The sequence below is a fragment of the Aquitalea aquatica genome (assembly GCF_013911085.1).
GTDB classification, from domain to species: domain Bacteria; phylum Pseudomonadota; class Gammaproteobacteria; order Burkholderiales; family Chromobacteriaceae; genus Aquitalea; species Aquitalea aquatica.
In genome coordinates, this window is the sequence record NZ_JACERN010000010.1 from 39,860 (window position 1) to 56,736 (window position 16,877).

Here is a 16,877-nt window from a genome sequence, read left to right on the forward strand (position 1 = left end):
TATCTACTGACCTAAAGGCAAATTGACACCGGCCATTTTCACCGACTCAACTGGCGTCCATGCCCAGTTTTTCTTCCAGGCACCAATCACCAGATTGGGATATTCCGGCCGGCCCAGGCTGCCGTTATAGCGGCCAAGGGCACGATAGAGGCTGCCCCGCTCGATATCCAGATAATGGCGCAGGATGGTGCAGCCATAGCGCAGATTGAGCGTGAGTTCGAACAGATTGTGTTGCGGATTGCCGATCTGGCGCACCCAGAAGGGCATTACCTGCATCAGGCCGCGGGCTCCAACGGGGGAAATGGCGTACTTGTTAAAGCCGCTTTCCACCTGGATCAGCCCCAGCACCAGTTGCGGGTCCAGTCCGGCACGGGTGGCTTCGTACTGGATGGTGGTGAGCAGGCGTTCGCGCATCCAGCTGTCGGGAATGCGCTTTTGCAGCCGGCGCGACATCTCGGCCAGCCAGGCCTGGCCTTCCTGCGGCGTATCGAACACCAGGCGCGGCGCATTGATGTCGGCGATGGTGCGGCTCATGGCCGAAGCCACATTGGCGGCCAGCGCCTCCTCGCGCTGCGCACCCGCCCACGCCGGCGACCAGGCCAGCAGGAAAGACAGGGCACACAGCGTCAGGAGGCGTTTCATCAGGCGAGCTTGGCGAGCAGATGTTCCAGAATAGCATCTGCCGCAACCGCCGTTGCCGCGGCATCGCGACGCTGCTGGTATTCCACCTTGCCTTCTTTCAGGCCGCGGTCGCCGATGGTGACGCGATGCGGTGCACCGATCAGCTCCCAGTCGGCAAACATCGCACCCGGACGCTCGCCACGGTCGTCGATGATCACATCCACGCCCTTGGCCAGCAGAGCGGCATACAGCGTGTCGGCAGCGGCTTTGACTTCGGCCGAGCGATCGTAGCCCACCGGGCAGATCACCACATTGAACGGGGCCAGGCTGTCCGGCCAGATGATGCCCTTGTCGTCGTGATTCTGCTCGATGGCCGCGCCCAGGATGCGGGTCACGCCGATGCCGTAGCAGCCCATTTCGAACGGTTTCGGCTTGCCGTCTTCATCGAGGAAGGTGGCGTTCATGGCGGCGGAGTACTTGGTACCGAGGTAGAACACATGGCCCACTTCGATACCACGCTGGATGGCCAGCACGCCCTTGCCGTCCGGGCTGGGGTCACCAGCCACTACATTGCGGATGTCGGCGACTTCCGGCTCGGCGCAGTCGCGGCCGAAGTTGGCGCCGGTGTAGTGCTGGTCGTCTTCGTTGGCGCCGATGACAAAATCGGCCATCTTGGCCACGGTGCGGTCGGCAATCATGCGGCCCTTGAAGCCTACTGGGCCAAGCGAACCCGGATTGGCACCAAAGGCTTCGCGGATCACGGCCGGCGAAGCCATGGTCAGCGGTTTCTTGATACCGGTAATTTTCTCGGCCTTCACTTCGTTCAGTTCGTGGTCACCACGCACCAACATCAGCACGGCTTCGCCGGCTTCACCTTCCACCACCAGCGCCTTGACTGTGCTCGTGATTTCGATATTGAGGAAGCTGACCAGATCAGCAATGGTCTTGACCTTGGGGGTATGCACCTTGGTGAGGGCCGCGGCAGCCACCGGACGTTCGCCAGCCGGGGCGACGGCTTCGGCCAGCTCGATATTGGCGGCGTAGTCGGAATCCGGGCAGTAGATGATGGCATCTTCGCCGGTATCGGCAATCACCTGGAATTCGTGCGAACGGTCGCCGCCGATGGCACCGGTATCGGCAGCCACAGCACGGTAGGTCAGGCCCAGGCGGTCGAAGATGCGGCAGTAGGTGTTGTACATGTTTTCGTAGCTGAGGCCAGCGGCTTCCGGGCTACGGTCGAAGGAGTAGGCATCCTTCATGGTGAATTCGCGACCGCGCATCACGCCAAAACGCGGACGACGCTCGTCGCGGAACTTGGTCTGAATCTGGTAGAAATTGCGCGGCAGGGCGCGGTAGCTGCGCAGCTCGCTGCGGGCGATATCGGTAATCACTTCTTCTGCAGTCGGCTGCAGCGCAAAATCGCGCTCGTGGCGGTCTTTGAAGCGCAGCATTTCCTCGCCCATGGTGTCCCAGCGGCCGGACTCTTGCCACAGGCCAGCCGGCTGCACCACCGGCAGCGACACTTCAATGGCACCGGCACGGTTCATTTCTTCACGCACGATGTTTTCCACCTTGCGCACCACGCGCAGGCCCATCGGCATCCAGGAATAAATGCCAGCGGCAACCTTGCGGATAAAACCGGCACGAATCATCAGCTTCTGGCTGGTGATGTCGGCGTCGGCGGGAGCTTCTTTCAGGGTGGAAATGAAAAACTGCGATGCGCGCATGATGCGTCCTTCGGTATTCGGCTAAATGGGGATGATTGTAGCGTTTTGCAGCCTTGACGGGAAAGCATCCTGTCCTGCGCGGCATGCTGTCAGGGTAGCCGCAGGAATTCCGTGGCGCTTTGTCGTTTTCCCCCTACATGGTGCAAGGTAAAAATAGCAGGAATACAGCATTAGCTTGGCGCTGCCCCGACTCAGTAGTAACCTTCGCGCTCACAGGCCATTCCCGTTTCTTGCACCGCAACATGAACGCAAGTCGGATGGCATTGCATGCTTAACTACACAAAGAACTCACACTCACATCATGCAGGCTCACAATAAACAAGCCATGACCGGCCTGACGCTGGCTGCGCTGGGCGTGGTGTACGGAGATATCGGCACCAGCCCGCTCTATACGCTGCGCGAATGTTTTACCGGGCATGGTCTTGCCACGACCCCTGACAATATTTTCGGCATCCTGTCGCTGATCTTCTGGTCGCTGATCTTCGTGGTCTCCATCAAATACGTCGTGTTCGTACTGCGCGCCGATAACCATGGCGAAGGCGGCATCATGGCGCTGATGGCATTGGCACGGCATTACGTCACCCATGCTGCACGCTGGAAAGTAGTGCTGCTGGGCCTGTTTGGTGCCTCCCTGTTCTATGGCGACGCCATCATCACCCCGGCCATGTCGGTACTGTCTGCCGCCGAAGGACTGGAAGTGCTCAGCCCCAGCATGCAGCCCTATGTTTTGCCCATTGCCATCACCGTACTGGTGGGGCTGTTTGCCCTGCAGCGCTTTGGCACGGCCAGCGTAGGCATGATGTTTGGCCCGGTAATGCTGGCGTGGTTTTCCATTCTGGGTGTATTGGGCGTGCTGCAAATCGTGCAGGCACCCGGCATCCTGGCGGCCATCAACCCCTGGTACGCCTATAATTTCGTGGCTCACCATGGCGTAGGGGCCTACCTGACGCTAGGCTCGGTAGTACTGGCACTGACCGGTGCCGAAGCGCTGTATGCCGATATGGGCCACTTCGGCAAGAAACCGATTCGCCGTGCCTGGTATGGCCTGGTGCTCCCGGCACTGGTGCTGAACTACTTCGGCCAGGGCGCGCTCCTGATGCTCAAGCCGGAAACCATCAAGAACCCCTTCTTCCTGCTGGCTCCGCAATGGGCGCTGCTGCCGCTGATCATCCTGGCCACCCTGGCCACCGTGATTGCCTCACAGGCGGTGATTTCCGGTGCCTACTCGCTCACCCGTCAGGCCATCCAGCTGGGCTATAGCCCGCGCATGGAAATCTCCCACACCTCGGAAAACGAGATCGGCCAGATCTATCTGCCCTTCGTCAACTGGGCCTTGCTGGTGGCCGTGCTGGTGGTGGTACTGATTTTCCAGAGCTCGGACAACCTGGCCTCGGCTTACGGCATTGCCGTGACCGGCACCATGCTGATCACCACCCTGCTGTTCTTCGTGGTGGCACGGGTCAACTGGCGCTGGCCACTGCCGCTGGCACTGGGCATTACCATTTTCTTCGGCATCATCGATACCGCCTTCTTTACGGCCAACCTGCTCAAGCTGTTCTCCGGCGGCTGGCTGCCGCTGGTGCTGGGCATGGTGATCTTCCTGTTGATGACCACCTGGAAACAAGGCCGCAAACTGCTGTTTGACCGCCTGCGCGAACAGGCACTGCCGCTAGACAGCTTTATCGAGAACCTGGAAGCCTTCCCGCCCACTCGCGTACAGGGCACGGCAGTATTCCTGACCAGTACCCTGCACGGGGTGCCGCATGCGCTGTTGCATAATCTGAAGCACAACAAGGTGCTGCATGACCGCATCGTGCTGATGACCATCCGTACCGAGGATGTGCCTTACATCAGCAATGAATCGCGGCTGGAAGTGGTGCAGCTGTCACCATCATTCTGGCGCGTGGTGGCCCGTTACGGCTTCAAGGAAGACCCGAGCGTGCTCAATGTGCTGGAACTGTGCGAAGCCGATGGCCTGGCCTTCGAGCTGATGGATACGTCTTTCTTCCTGTCGCGCGAAACCATCATCTCCACCGAACGTCCGGGCATGGCACGCTGGCGCGAACGGCTGTTTGTGTGGATGAGCAAGAACGCCTTGCGCGCCACCGACTTTTTCCAGATTCCTACCAATCGGGTAGTGGAACTGGGGGCACAAGTCGAACTGTAGTCAAGCAACTACATCAAAAGGCAGGCTTTTCAGCCTGCCTTTTTTATTTGCCATGCAAAATTCATGCAATGTAATCGATTACAAATCATCTTCTTTCACAGTAAAATTACATAAAATACATGCACTTAAGTTGAAAAAAACGGAAACTGACATCCGCTAACTCACCCATTGCAACAAAAATGGCCGACGCAAAACCATCGGCCACATGATGCAAAACGAATGAAATTTTACTATGTAGTGACAACACTACATCGGCAGGTCGATTTCACGTCTCACCCTGGCCCAATCGAAGTAAGGACCAGGATCGGTTTTGCGCCCTGGAGCAATATTTTCATGCCCGGTCATGCCACGCACAGGGAGCTGAGCACGCAATTCGCGCAGCAGCGCCAGCAGCATCTGATACTGCGCATCGGCAAAGGGCTCGAAATCACAGCCTTCCATCTCGATACCGATGGAAAAATCATTGCAGCGCTCCCGGCCCTGCCAGCTGGACACGCCGGCATGCCAGGCACGCTGATGCACGGAAACAAACTGCAACAGCTGTCCGCTACGCCGGATAAAGAAATGCGATGACACCCGCAGTTGCTGGATCGTGGCAAAAAACGGGTCTTCATCCGGATTCAGGCTATTGGTAAACAGCTGTTCCACCGCCTGCCCGCCATAGCGATAGGGCGGCAGGCTGATATTGTGAATGACCAGCAACTCGGCCACCCCGCCCTCGCGGGCATCGCAATTGGGTGAAGGAATCTGTCGTGCTTCGCGCACCCAGCCATTGGCATCCAGATGCACAGCCGGCTGCACACGGCCGGCCTGATAGACCATGCGCCACAGCACCAGGCCATCCGGCACCTTCCAGCGCTGCTCCAGCACAAAACCCGCCTTGTGATACAGCGCCACGGCTGCGGCATTGACCTCGGCAGTATCCACGCTGACCTCGTCGGCATCTGCCAGCAGATGATTCAGCAGGCGATAGCCCCAGCCATCACCAAAGCAGGCCGGGTCCACCACCGTGCGCTCGATATGCCAGCCACCCTGCTGACGTTGGCTTGCCACCAGCACGCCACGTAGCACATCGCCCTCGAAGGCACCCAGCACACGGTCCCGGCAGGTCATCACGGCGGCCAGATCCGGCCACATCAGCGGCAGCTGGGGATAATCCAGCCACGCGCACTCCACCTGATGAGCCAGTAACTGGATACGTAGGGCCGCGGCCGCCAGCTGCGGGTCGTCCAACCGTATTGTCCTGATTTCAAAAGGAATATCCATTGCTGCCTTTCTCGCCGGTCTTTGCCGCCGCAACATCACCACCCTGCCCCCACCACCGCATTGCACTGGGCAAGCACCCACGCCGGGCGCACAATGTCCTATTGTGCCAGCAGCGTCGGCCACTGCGAACCGAGTGCCGCGCATTTGAGCAGAATCATGGTTTTTTGCAATGCAGCACGGCACACTCGACACATTCACCCAGCTTGAGGCCACCCACCATGCTTACCCTGAATGATATCGGCAACACCGGCAGCGCCAGCTTCGAACAACCCCTGGACATGCTGCTGGCCTGCCATGACAAGATCCGCCGCTTCTGCGACCAGCTGGACAAGCTGCCCGGCTATATCGCGGAACATGGCGTAAACGAGGCGGTAAAGAACACCATCGATGGTGTCATCCGCTATTTTGACGTCGCTGGCCCTGCCCATCATATCGACGAGGAAGAGGAACTGTTTCCCATCCTGCTGGAGCGCGTCCCCACGGCGGCCCCGCGCATCGAACAGCTGGAGGCCGAGCACGGCTATCTGCATTCCTGCTGGAATGCCATTCGCGATGATCTGCGCGCCCTGCGCAATGGCGAAATCGACAGCATCAGCGAAAATGCCGTGGCCGAATTCGTGCGCCAGTATCGTGAGCACGCCGCCTCGGAAGAGGCTTGGCTGATTCCCACCGCAGCAGCCACGCTGAATACGGATGAGCTGCGCAATGCCGGCCTGCGCATGGCCCAGCGTCGCCAGCAAGCCTGCTGAACGCCAGCCGGGGCGTAAAACAAAAAAGGATGCCGCCGGGCATCCTTTTTTGCGCTAGCGGCTACCGCTAGTCTTAAGCCGTTAGCTGCAACAGTGCAGCGAATGCATCTTCAAACAGCTTCAGGCCGTCCTGCTGCAGCTTGTCACCCACGGCAACCAGATCGATATCCGCCTCTGCCACATCCAGCAGCGTGGCTTGCGCCTGCTGTGCATCTTGCGGCAGGGTCAGTGCGGCTACGCCGTGATCGCGGAAGGCCGCCAGCGTGCCATCCGGCACGGTATTGACGGTTTCATCGCCAATCAGGCTTTCCACGTACAGCACATCGGAGTAAGCCGCGTTCTTGGTGCCGGTAGACGCCCACAGCAGGAATTGCGGCCAGGCACCAGCGGCCTTGAGCGCAGCGAATTCGCTGCCATGGAAGCGCTGCTGATAGCGGGCGTAAGCCACCTTGGACAAGGCAATGGCGGCCTTACCTTGCAGTGCTGTCGGCAATTGCGGGTCCAGCAGGCTATCGACCCGTGACAGGAAGAAGCTGGCCACGGCCTTAATACCGGACACCGGCTGGCCGGCGGCATGGCGTGCTGTCAGGCCATCGATATAGGCATCCCATACCGCCTCCACCTGCGGCAGGCTGAACAGCAGGGTGATGTTGACGTTGATGCCTTCGGCGGTGAGTGTCTGGAAGGCACGGATGCCGGCCGGCGTGGCCGGGATCTTGATCATGGCGTTGGGACGGCCGATCTCGGCCCACAAGCGGCGTGCCGCAGCCAGCGTGCCAGCTTCGTCGTGCGACAGGGCCGGGGAGACTTCCAGGCTGACATAGCCATCATTGCCCTGGCTGCTCTGGTATTGCTCCAGCAACAAGTCGCATGCGGCCTGAATATCCGGCACCACCAGCGCCTCGTAACGCTGCTCTGCCGTGAGCGCAGCATTATTCTTCAGCAGGGCCAGATCGCCCTGGTAACTGGCATCGCTGCTAATGGCCTTGTAGAAAATGGCCGGGTTGGAAGTCACGCCGGCAATGCCGTCTTCTTGCAGCAAAGTGGCCAGTTGGCCGGAAGCCAGCAGTTCACGGGACAGATTATCCAGCCAGATACGCTGGCCGAACGGACGAATGGATTGCAGACGATTCATGGTGTGGTCCGGGAACAGGGTAGTTTGCATTGTGGAGGAATATCCTAGCGCGCCAGCGCAGGCAGGCCAAGCCCCAAACACAGCGATTTTCCGCTAACTTGCATGGAAATCACTGACTAAAACGTCATCAACAAATGGTTTGAGGAATGAAACAAACTCCAGATGGGCCGGATGGTGCAGATAGCCATCACGGGCAGCCGTATCGGTAAAGCTTAACAGCCAGCCATGGGTAAAACCCTGCTGCAAGCCTTCCGGGCTGCAATCCTCCCCACCGGCAAAAGCCTGGATGCCGGGAATAAGTGCCGGCAAGGCGGCAAAGCGTCGGCTGATCTCGGCAATGTCAGATGGCGTGCTCGCCGCAGTAAAACGCAACAACACCACATGATGCAGCATGCCAGTTCCTTAGCAGAAGGGGGACTTGCCATGCTACCTGCCATGAGGCGGGCTGACGAGCCCTGGCCAGACTGCCTGCCCAGCCCCTGCCGATAGTGGCCTGCGCTGCGTGCAGGCCACTCAGCGCGTCAATCAGGCACTATGAGTGCCGCTTTCCGGCTCGGCTGATCGTTCACGCTGGAAAATGACGCTGAAAGTACTGCCCTTGTCCGGCTCGCTCTTGATATCCAGCCTGGCGTTATGGCGGGCGATCACATGCTTGACGATGGCCAGCCCCAGGCCGGTGCCGCCATTACCACGCGAACGGCCACGGTCCACCCGGTAAAAGCGTTCGGTCAGGCGCGGGATATGCTCGCGCGGAATGCCAATACCGCTGTCCTTGACGGAGAAACGCAGGCGTTCGCCTTCGGCCTTCCACGACAGGGTGATGGCCCCACCTTCCGGGGTGTAACGCACGGCATTGGACACCAGATTGCCAAAAGCCGAATGCAATTCCTGCGCACTACCCCACAGCCATTGGCTGCAATCCTTTTCCAGCTTGATCTGATGCCGCCCCTGCGACAGCCCTTCGGCCTCCACCATCAGGGTATCCAGCATCAGTTGCATGTTGACCTTTTCTGCTGCCACCGCCTTGGGGCTGTTTTCCAGCCGCGACAGGGTCAGCAGATCTTCCACCAGGCTTTGCATGCGCCGCGACTGCTCCATCATCATGGGCAGGAAATGGCTGAGCGTGGCCTGATCCACTTCCTCCATATCGGCCAGCGTCTCCAGAAAACCACCCACCACCGTCAGCGGTGTGCGCAGCTCATGCGAGACATTGGCGACAAAGTCGCGATGCACGGTCTGTACCCGCTCCAGCGAGGTAATGTCGCGGCTGAGCAGCAACTTGCGCGTGGAGTCGAAGGGCACCAGTTGCACCGAAATGACCAGTTCGCGTGGCTGAACAAACTGCAACACCAGCGGCTGGCTGAAGCTGGCGTTTTTCATATAGGCATGGAAGCTGGGCTGACGGATCAAATTGAGAATCTGGTTACCCACATCCTGCTTGCGGTCCAGATTCAGGTGCTCCATCGCCATCGGATTGATCCACTCGATGCGATCATGTTCATCCAGCACCACCACACCGTCCGGCATGGCCTCACCAGCATTGATGAAACGCTCCAGCACATTGGTCAGCTTGCGCTTGCTCTGCATCTGGGTGCGCATGGTGCGGTACAGCGTCATGAACACCGTATGCCAGGCACCGAAGCCATCGGGAACCCGCTCGGCCGTGGGGTGGTCGAGCCAGCGCAGCAACAGGGCAATGTGATAGAGATGAAAGCCCAGCCAGGCCAACAGGCTGAGGCCGGCAGCGATCAGGCCTTCAATCGGGCCGGAGAAGGCCCAGAAGCCCAGGCCGATGAAGAGGATGACAATCAGCCAAACCAGGGTACGCTGCAGGAATTCTCGCAAGACTGCCTCACTGCTGGGTGGAGAAACGGTAACCCGTGCCGCGAACGGTCTGAATCAGGGCATCATGGCCGGTGGTTTCCAGCGAACTGCGCAAGCGGCGGATATGCACGTCAACCGTACGTTCCTCCACGAAGACATGATCGCCCCACACCTGATCCAGCAGCTGGGAACGCGAGTGTACACGCTCCGGGTGCGTCATGAAGAAATGCAGCAGGCGGAATTCGGTCGGCCCCAGATCGATGGTGCCGCCATTGCCACTGACGCGATGGGTGATTGGGTCCAGCCGCAAGCCCTGCACCTCGACCGCATCATCGGTCATCTGCGGGGCGCGGCGACGCAGCACAGCCTTGATGCGAGCCAGCAGTTCGCGCGGCGAGAAGGGTTTGGTGATGTAGTCGTCGGCACCGGACTCCAGCCCGGTTATCTTGTCCTGCTCGTCGGAGCGGGCGGTCAGCATGATGATGGGAATATGCTTGGTACGTTCGTCCGAACGCAAGCGCCTGGCGATATCCACACCGGAGGCACCCGGCAGCATCCAGTCCAGCAGTACCAGATCGGGCAGTGCATTGCGCACCAGGGTCAGGGCGGCTTCGGCCGTGCTGGCACGCAAGACGTGATGCCCCGCCTGAGTGAGGTTAAAGGCGATCAGTTCCTGAATCGCCGGTTCGTCTTCGACAAGCAAAATATTGGCAGCCATGTATCGGTCCAGTCCCGGTTTGATTATGGCAAGGATAAAAACCAGCGATTACAGAAATATGACATTTCTTAAATAGTTGCCGAAACTTTTGCCACACGCACCAACACAACGGGCAAGGCTGTCATCTTGCCATGCCTGATCCGGAAAACAGGCAAAAAAAACGGGCCTGCCGCAAGGCAGACCCGGAATGGCCTTCGTCAAAAATTTGTTTGTCTGACTTGAGACCAGGGACAAAGAGATCACCAGGACAGTTTCAAACGGGTTACATGCAAATGAACCCATCAGCAACGAATCCGGACAAGAGCCATCCCGGCGGGACAGTGCCGAAACGGCTCTGATACGGCAGGCATTGTACGGAGCAAGCAGCAATAATTTAATGTAAAAATATGGGATTTTTCGCATTAATGCCTTGTAAAATGGCTTTTTTAGGCCATTAAACTTTCGATTCAAAGCATGGATAAATTCGACAAAAAAATTCTGGCTGCCCTGCACGAAAATGCACGTATCAGCTTTGCCGAACTGGCGCGCCGGGTGAACCTGTCGGCACCGGCCATTGCCGACCGGGTGGAGAAACTGGAACGTCTGGGCGTCATCACCGGTTACCAGGCACAGATCGATCCGGCCAAAGTGGGACTGCCGATTCTGTGCATGATCGAACTGACCGTGAAGCACCTGGAGTATTACGTGGTGCTGGAGCGCATCCGCAGCCTGCCCCAGGTGCTGGAGTGCGCCTCCATCACTGGCACCAGTGGCCTGATGATGAAGGTGGCTGTCGACGCCATGCCCAGCCTGCAGGCACTGATCGCCCAGCTGATGCAGTTTGGTGATACCAAAACCTCCATCATTATCGACATGCCGGTCGTACCGCGTATGCCGCAACTGCTGCAGGACGACTGAAAGCCACTCCGCAGCCGGCTGCCACACCAGATATCGTCCTGCCCAGACAAAAAAATGGCCGAAGAATCGACGATTCTTCGGCCAAACTCTTGGGAGAGACCATATAGAAGCACATCTACGAACGAAGCACCCGGCAGGCATCTTCTGAGCAATGCCAGCCAGGTTTACTGCACCGGTTTCCCTCTGGCGGTTCTGACGCCACCAGGGAGAAACGGATTACTTGGCAGCCACCCAGGCCAGCGAGGTATCCAGCATGCGGTTGGCAAAGCCCCACTCGTTGTCGTACCAGGACAGTACCTTGACTTCACGACCAGCGATGACACGGGTCAGCGTGGAATCAAACACGCTGGAAGCCGGGTGGTGCAGGAAGTCACGCGAGACCAGCGGCAGGGTGTTGACGGCCAGTACACCGGCCAGACGGCCCTTGGCCGCGGTGGTAATCAGTTCGTTCACCTCTTCCACCGTGGTGTCACGGGAGGAAGTGAAGGTCAGGTCAACCAGCGAGACATTGCTGACCGGGACACGGACAGCAAAGCCATCCAGCTTGCCTTTCAGCTTGGGCAGCACCAGGCCCACTGCAGCAGCGGCACCGGTCTTGGTCGGGATCATCGACACGGCAGCAGAACGGGCACGGCGCAGGTCGGAGTGATCGGTATCCAGCAACACCTGGTCGTTGGTGTAGGCGTGGATGGTGGTCATCAGGCCACGTTCGATACCGATGGTGTCGATCAGCGGCTGTACCAGCGGGGCCAGGCAGTTGGTGGTGCAGGACGCATTGGAGACCACGGTCATGGCACTGGTGAGTACATCGTCGTTGACACCGAATACTACGGTGGCATCAGCATCGTTGGCCGGAGCCGAAATCAGCACGCGCTTGGCACCCGCTTCCAGATGCAGGGCAGCCTTGTCGCGTTTGGTGAAGATGCCGGTACATTCCAGTACCACATCCACGCCCAGTTCTTTCCACGGCAGCTCGGCCGGGTTGCGGATGGACAGCAGCTTGATCGGCTTGCCGTTCACCACCAGGGCATCGCCTTCCAGCGTAACGGTGCCACCGAAGGGGCCATGCACGCTGTCAAAACGGGTGAGGTGTTCGTGCAGTTCCGGCTTGCCCAGGTCATTGATGGCCACGATTTCGATATCGCGGTCAGCAAAACGCTCCTGCCAGGCGCGGACCACCATGCGGCCGATACGGCCGTAACCATTAATGGCAACTTTCAACGTCATGATGCATCCTCCAAAATGATAATGGCGCAAGGTCATCTAAGCGTGCCCTGCGCCATTCAATTTCTGCTCCTTTTGCTCTGTAAGCAAGCGACTACAAAAGTAGTGTGCAGGCTACCAACAAAGCGGTGAAATCCTTGTCAGACAAGGCCCGCCGCCCTGTAGTGGCCGAGTGCGCTCACACCTGCAACAAACTGGCAAAAGGAGCAGGGTCTTCTGCCAATACCACATGTAGCAGATTGCCGGAAAATGTGGTCACACCACGCGCGCCCAGGGCGTGCAGGGCCTGTTCATCCACCAGGCTGGTATCCGCCACCTCCACTCGCAAGCGACTGCCGGCTACTGCCTCTACATGCTTTACATTAGCTGCTCCACCCAGGGCCTGCAGCCAGTCATTGCGCTGGCCACTGCTGGCCACGGCCCTGACGCTGCTCAACACCACCGCAGGTGCGGCGTTATCCGTCACCACAGCACCCTGCTGCAAGGCAGTGCGGATTTCATCAGAGATCAGATCGGCCTCCGGCCCCAACACCACTTGCACACTGCCGGCGGCCGGCTTGATCAGCCCACGCGAGCCGAGGGCCTTGAGCGCGGCTTCATCCACCTTGGCGTTATCCGCCACCTGCAGGCGCAAACGCGTTGTGCAGGCATCCACCGACTTCAGGTTGGCGGCACCACCCAGCGCCAGGATGAAGCCATGCGCACGCGCCGAGCCTTCCACCACTTGTACGGCAACTTGCGGGGCATCCTCCCGCCCCATGGTTTGCAGATTGAATTTGCGGATAAAGAAGCTGAACAGGCTGTAATACACCACGAAATAGAGCAGGCCCACCGGCAGCAGCAGCCACGGTTTCTGGGCAATGCCGAAGTTGAGCAGGTAATCGAACAGGCCGGCGGAGAAGCCGAAACCAAGATGCACGCCCAGCGCATACATCAGCGCCATAGAAACACCGGTCAGCACGGCATGGATGGCATACAGCACGGGAGCCAGGAACATGAAGGCGAACTCGACCGGCTCGGTCACGCCGGTCAGGAAGGCCGTCAGCGCCATGGAGAACAACACGCCCCCTACCGCAGCCTTGTTTTCCGGCTTGGCCGCACGATACATGGCCAGGCAGGCGGCGGGCAGGCCGAACATCATCACCGGAAAAAAGCCGCTCATGAACATGCCGGCACTCTTGTCACCAGCAAAGAAACGGGTCAGGTCACCGTGCACCAGCTTGCCGGCGGCATCGGTGTAATCGCCCACCTGGAACCACACCATGGTGTTGAGGATGTGATGCAGACCGGTGACGATGAGCAGCCGGTTGAGAATGCCGTACAGGAACAGGCCGATCTCACCAACGCCAATCAGCCATTTGCCCAGCGCATCGATGCCGTTCTGCACCGGCGGCCAGGCCAGGCCAAGCACAACACCCAGCAGCAGCATGGCAAAGCCGGTGGCAATCGGTACAAAGCGTCGGCCACCGAAAAAGGCCAGATAGGTCGGCAGCTTGATGTCCTTGTAGCGGTTGTACAGCACACCGGCCACCAGGCCCGCCAGAATACCGGCCAGCACACCCATATTGATGGCGAAAGGCTTGCCCGCCGGATCGAGATGCACCAGCGTCTTGAAAGCATCGTAGCCCAGCAGGGTGTCGGGCATTACCTTCAGCACCGCGGTCAGCACCATATAGCCGATGGCACCGGCCAGCCCGGCCGCGCCGTTGTTGTCGCGGGCAAAGCCCACGGCCACACCGATGGCAAAAATCAGCGCCAGATTGCCAAAAATGGCATCGCCGGCCTGGGCCATCACCTTGATGTTCAAGAGATCCGGCTGGCCCAGCCGCAATAGCAAGCCGGCCACGGGCAATACGGCAATCGGCAGCATCAGGGCACGGCCCAGCTGCTGGATGCCAGCAAACTTGTTCTGTGTACTCACCTCAACTCCTCCTTGGGTTTATCGGATGACCTGGCGGCCATCCCGTTTTGTCCGCAAGCCGGCTCAGGCAGCCGGCCAACAGTGTTGTGCGCGTTGTCGTACTTCGCTGGCAGAGCTCAGCGTCTGCATGGAGCGTGCTTCGCGCTGGCATACGGCTAAATCCAGCGCGCGGATGCGGCTCTTGATTTCCGGTACCAGGCCTGGACTGACCGATAGTTCGGTCACGCCCAGCCCGACCAGCACCGGTACCGCAAGCGGATCGGAAGCCAGGGCACCGCACACACCCACCCACTTGCCATGCTGGCGTGCGCCCTCCACCGTCATGGCGATCAGCCGCAACAGCGCGGGGTGCAGGGCATCCATCCGCGATGCCAGCGTGGCATTGCAGCGGTCCATGGCCAGGGTGTACTGGGTCAGGTCATTGGTACCGATAGAGAGAAAATCGGCATGACGGGCCAACTGGTCGGCTAGCAGGGCCGCGGCAGGTACTTCGATCATCACGCCCAGCTGTGGACGCTCGCTCAAGCCCAGTTGACCGGCCAACAGCTCCAGCCGCTGCCTTACCCGCAACAGCTCGTCCACTTCGCTGATCATCGGCAGCAGGATGCGCAGCCGTGACAGCGGCTGTACCGCCAACAGTGCGTTCAGCTGCATATCAAGCAGGGCCGGGTCGGCAAAGCCGCTGCGGATGCCGCGCAAGCCCAGTGCCGGATTCGTCTCGGCCGGCAGCTGCAGATAAGGCACTTCCTTGTCGCCGCCCACATCTAGGGTGCGGATGATGACGGGACGCTCCGGCATGGCATCCAATACCGCCTGATAAGCCTGTTGCTGCTCGGCGGCATCCGGTGCCTGCTGCCGGTCGATGAACAGGAATTCGGTCCGGGTCAGGCCCACGCTGTCCGCGCCATGACGCAGGCCGTCGCGGGCTTCATCGGCATTGGCGACATTGACGGCCACCTCGATGCTGACACCATCCAGCGTGACGGCGGCGGCATTGGCGCAGGCCTGCATGTGCTGTCTTCGCTGGACCAGCGCGGCAATGCGCCCGGCAGCCTCGCTCAGGGTGCGCTCATCCGGAGCCGGATGGCACCAGCCCTGGCTGGCATCCAGCAATACCTGCTGCCCGGTGTGCAATTGCAGGGCGGCAGGCCCGCAGGCCACCAGTGCCGGAATGCCCAGCGCACGCGCCAGAATGGCCACATGTGACGTGGCACCACCGGCTGCGGTGAGCATGCCGGCCACCTTGTCCTGCGGCAGGCTGGCCAGCTGGGACGGGGCAAGATCTTCGGCCACCAGAATGACCGGGACGCTCAACACCGGTGGCTGGCTCTCCTCGCCCAGCAAGATCTGCAGTAACTGCCGCTGCAGATCGCGCAGGTCGGCAATGCGCTCGGCCAGCAGCGGATTGCCCAGCGCAGCCAGCAGCTGGCACTGGGTACTGATGGCCTGGCGAAAGGCAAAACCGGCACTCAGGCCGCTGGCGATGCCCTTCTGGCAGGCCTGCAACAGCTCCGGGTCGTCCAGCAAGGCCAGATGAGCTGAAAAAATTTCGCTTTGTGCCTGCGCTCCACGGCGCAGGGCATCGTTGACGGACTGGCCTATCCGACCACGCAGCTGCTGCAAGGCTTGCTGCAGCCAGCGTGCTTCCTGCCCTGGATCATCGGCCCATTGCACCGGTTCCGGCTCGCGGATATCCAGCCTGAGTACCGGGGCGATGGCCAGACCGGGCGCAGCGCACACTCCACTCAACATGCCTGCCGCCACCGTAGGCCGCGCCACCGGCTGTGCCGTGGCATGCGCGCCCTGGCTACGGGTCTGCAACGCAGCAATGACGGCGGCAGCCGCCGCTGCGGCATCGCTGCCCTGTGCCAGCACCTCGACATCGTCCTCTTCGGCAACACCCAAAGTCATCAGTGCCACCATGCTTTTGGCGTTGACGCTATGTCCCTTGAACGCCACCTGCACCTGGGCGGCAAACGGCCGCGCCGCATTCTGTACCAGTGCTGCCGGGCGGGCATGCAGGCCGCCGGCATGCCGTACCGTGGCGCGCCCATGGCTTTCGCCAGTCAGCTCGCTGGCATAGGCAGTGGTAGCGGCAGGCAAGGCATGCAGACGCAGCAACGGCGTTTGTCCGGCCTGCGCCAGCCCGCTGGCGCGCTCGTCCAGCTGGTAGTGTTCGCCGTTGGCGATCACCAGCATGCTGATCAGCGAAGCTGCCCGGCGCGCCACGACATCCAGATCGACCTCGATCAACGCCTGCCCCTGTCGCACGCGGTCGCCCTGTGCCACCAGGGCAGTAAAGCCGGCCCCAGCCAGCTGCACGGTGTCGATGCCGATATGCAGCAGGATTTGCGCACCATTGGCAGCAGTCAGTGTCAGGGCGTGGTGGGTGCGCGCCAACTGGCTGATGACGCCATCACAGGGGGCAAGCAGGGTGGAGGACAGGGGTTCGATGGCCAGGCCATCGCCCATCATCAGGCCGGCGAAGACCGGATCGGGCACCTGCGACAAAGGCAGCAGCAGCCCGCTGAATGGGGCTATGAGTTGCAGCGAAGGGTTCATCGGACATCCTCCTGTCTATGCCAGGAGGTGCCGTCCCGCAGGGAGGACTCCTGGCGTTCAGGCCCT

Annotated in this window: 13 protein-coding genes and 1 pseudogene; 3 read left to right on the plus strand and 11 right to left on the minus strand. The window is 60.2% G+C overall.

What is annotated here, in order from left to right:
- Positions 1 to 3: 3 nt before the first annotated feature.
- A complete protein-coding gene (locus H2Z84_RS03030) occupies positions 4 to 642 on the minus strand; it encodes a lytic transglycosylase domain-containing protein (protein ID WP_181834667.1) in 639 nt (212 codons plus the stop codon).
- Entirely contained in the window at positions 642 to 2,348 is a 1,707-nt protein-coding gene (locus H2Z84_RS03035) for a proline--tRNA ligase (protein WP_181834668.1), read from the minus strand. The genes H2Z84_RS03030 and H2Z84_RS03035 overlap by 1 nt, the downstream gene beginning before the upstream one ends.
- Positions 2,349 to 2,649: 301 nt before the next feature.
- Here H2Z84_RS03035 and kup point away from each other — a divergent pair, with 301 nt between their 5' ends.
- Positions 2,650 to 4,515, plus strand: a complete 1,866-nt coding sequence (gene kup / locus H2Z84_RS03040; RefSeq protein WP_181834669.1) for a low affinity potassium transporter Kup — start codon at positions 2,650 to 2,652, stop codon at positions 4,513 to 4,515.
- A gap of 246 nt (positions 4,516 to 4,761) precedes the next feature.
- On the opposite strand, the gene ampD is transcribed toward kup, so the two are convergent.
- Positions 4,762 to 5,337: a 1,6-anhydro-N-acetylmuramyl-L-alanine amidase AmpD gene (gene ampD, locus H2Z84_RS21215; protein WP_258869275.1), complete on the minus strand. Its 576-nt coding sequence runs from the start codon at positions 5,335 to 5,337 to the stop codon at positions 4,762 to 4,764.
- Between the two features lie 3 nt (positions 5,338 to 5,340).
- Positions 5,341 to 5,925: pseudogene (locus H2Z84_RS21430) on the minus strand (GNAT family N-acetyltransferase); the annotation flags it as partial.
- A gap of 74 nt (positions 5,926 to 5,999) precedes the next feature.
- Between H2Z84_RS21430 and H2Z84_RS03050 the strand changes: the two are divergent.
- On the plus strand, positions 6,000 to 6,530 hold the full coding sequence (locus H2Z84_RS03050) for a hemerythrin domain-containing protein (protein WP_181834671.1): 531 nt from the start codon (positions 6,000 to 6,002) through the stop codon (positions 6,528 to 6,530).
- A gap of 73 nt (positions 6,531 to 6,603) precedes the next feature.
- Here H2Z84_RS03050 and tal read toward each other — a convergent pair whose 3' ends face one another.
- The 4 genes from tal to phoB form a co-directional block, all read right to left on the minus strand.
- Complete coding sequence (gene tal, locus H2Z84_RS03055; RefSeq protein ID WP_181834748.1) at positions 6,604 to 7,665, minus strand: transaldolase; 1,062 nt, start codon at positions 7,663 to 7,665, stop codon at positions 6,604 to 6,606.
- A gap of 93 nt (positions 7,666 to 7,758) precedes the next feature.
- Entirely contained in the window at positions 7,759 to 8,058 is a 300-nt protein-coding gene (locus H2Z84_RS03060; protein ID WP_181834672.1) for a Dabb family protein, read from the minus strand.
- A gap of 132 nt (positions 8,059 to 8,190) precedes the next feature.
- Complete coding sequence (gene phoR / locus H2Z84_RS03065; RefSeq protein ID WP_181834673.1) at positions 8,191 to 9,510, minus strand: phosphate regulon sensor histidine kinase PhoR; 1,320 nt, start codon at positions 9,508 to 9,510, stop codon at positions 8,191 to 8,193.
- A gap of 7 nt (positions 9,511 to 9,517) precedes the next feature.
- The gene (gene phoB, locus H2Z84_RS03070) at positions 9,518 to 10,207 is read right to left on the minus strand and encodes a phosphate regulon transcriptional regulator PhoB (RefSeq protein ID WP_124644101.1); all 690 of its coding nucleotides are present in this window, start codon (positions 10,205 to 10,207) and stop codon (positions 9,518 to 9,520) included.
- Between the two features lie 453 nt (positions 10,208 to 10,660).
- Here phoB and H2Z84_RS03075 point away from each other — a divergent pair, with 453 nt between their 5' ends.
- Positions 10,661 to 11,104, plus strand: coding sequence for an Lrp/AsnC family transcriptional regulator (locus H2Z84_RS03075; RefSeq protein ID WP_181834674.1), 444 nt, complete (start codon positions 10,661 to 10,663; stop codon positions 11,102 to 11,104).
- Positions 11,105 to 11,320: 216 nt separating this feature from the next.
- Here the strand turns inward: H2Z84_RS03075 and gap are convergent, their stop codons facing one another.
- The 3 genes from gap to ptsP form a co-directional block, all read right to left on the minus strand.
- Complete coding sequence (gene gap / locus H2Z84_RS03080) at positions 11,321 to 12,331, minus strand: type I glyceraldehyde-3-phosphate dehydrogenase (RefSeq protein ID WP_181834675.1); 1,011 nt, start codon at positions 12,329 to 12,331, stop codon at positions 11,321 to 11,323.
- A gap of 175 nt (positions 12,332 to 12,506) precedes the next feature.
- The gene (nagE, locus tag H2Z84_RS03085; protein WP_181834676.1) at positions 12,507 to 14,249 is read right to left on the minus strand and encodes an N-acetylglucosamine-specific PTS transporter subunit IIBC; all 1,743 of its coding nucleotides are present in this window, start codon (positions 14,247 to 14,249) and stop codon (positions 12,507 to 12,509) included.
- A gap of 63 nt (positions 14,250 to 14,312) precedes the next feature.
- Positions 14,313 to 16,811, minus strand: coding sequence for a phosphoenolpyruvate--protein phosphotransferase (ptsP, locus tag H2Z84_RS03090; protein WP_181834677.1), 2,499 nt, complete (start codon positions 16,809 to 16,811; stop codon positions 14,313 to 14,315).
- Positions 16,812 to 16,877: the final 66 nt, after the last annotated feature.

What these genes read in the sequence shown, in the direction of transcription:
- kup (WP_181834669.1), top strand. Translation starts at nt 2,650, where the DNA reads ATGCAGGCTCACAATAAACAAGCCATGACCGGCCTGACGCTGGCTGCG.
- ampD (WP_258869275.1), bottom strand. Translation starts at nt 5,337, where the DNA reads ATGGTCTATCAGGCCGGCCGTGTGCAGCCGGCTGTGCATCTGGATGCC.
- H2Z84_RS03075 (WP_181834674.1), top strand. Translation starts at nt 10,661, where the DNA reads ATGGATAAATTCGACAAAAAAATTCTGGCTGCCCTGCACGAAAATGCA.
- H2Z84_RS03050 (WP_181834671.1), top strand. Translation starts at nt 6,000, where the DNA reads ATGCTTACCCTGAATGATATCGGCAACACCGGCAGCGCCAGCTTCGAA.
- ptsP (WP_181834677.1), bottom strand. Translation starts at nt 16,811, where the DNA reads ATGAACCCTTCGCTGCAACTCATAGCCCCATTCAGCGGGCTGCTGCTG.
- gap (WP_181834675.1), bottom strand. Translation starts at nt 12,331, where the DNA reads ATGACGTTGAAAGTTGCCATTAATGGTTACGGCCGTATCGGCCGCATG.
- phoB (WP_124644101.1), bottom strand. Translation starts at nt 10,207, where the DNA reads ATGGCTGCCAATATTTTGCTTGTCGAAGACGAACCGGCGATTCAGGAA.
- H2Z84_RS03060 (WP_181834672.1), bottom strand. Translation starts at nt 8,058, where the DNA reads ATGCTGCATCATGTGGTGTTGTTGCGTTTTACTGCGGCGAGCACGCCA.
- H2Z84_RS03030 (WP_181834667.1), bottom strand. Translation starts at nt 642, where the DNA reads ATGAAACGCCTCCTGACGCTGTGTGCCCTGTCTTTCCTGCTGGCCTGG.
- tal (WP_181834748.1), bottom strand. Translation starts at nt 7,665, where the DNA reads ATGAATCGTCTGCAATCCATTCGTCCGTTCGGCCAGCGTATCTGGCTG.
- H2Z84_RS03035 (WP_181834668.1), bottom strand. Translation starts at nt 2,348, where the DNA reads ATGCGCGCATCGCAGTTTTTCATTTCCACCCTGAAAGAAGCTCCCGCC.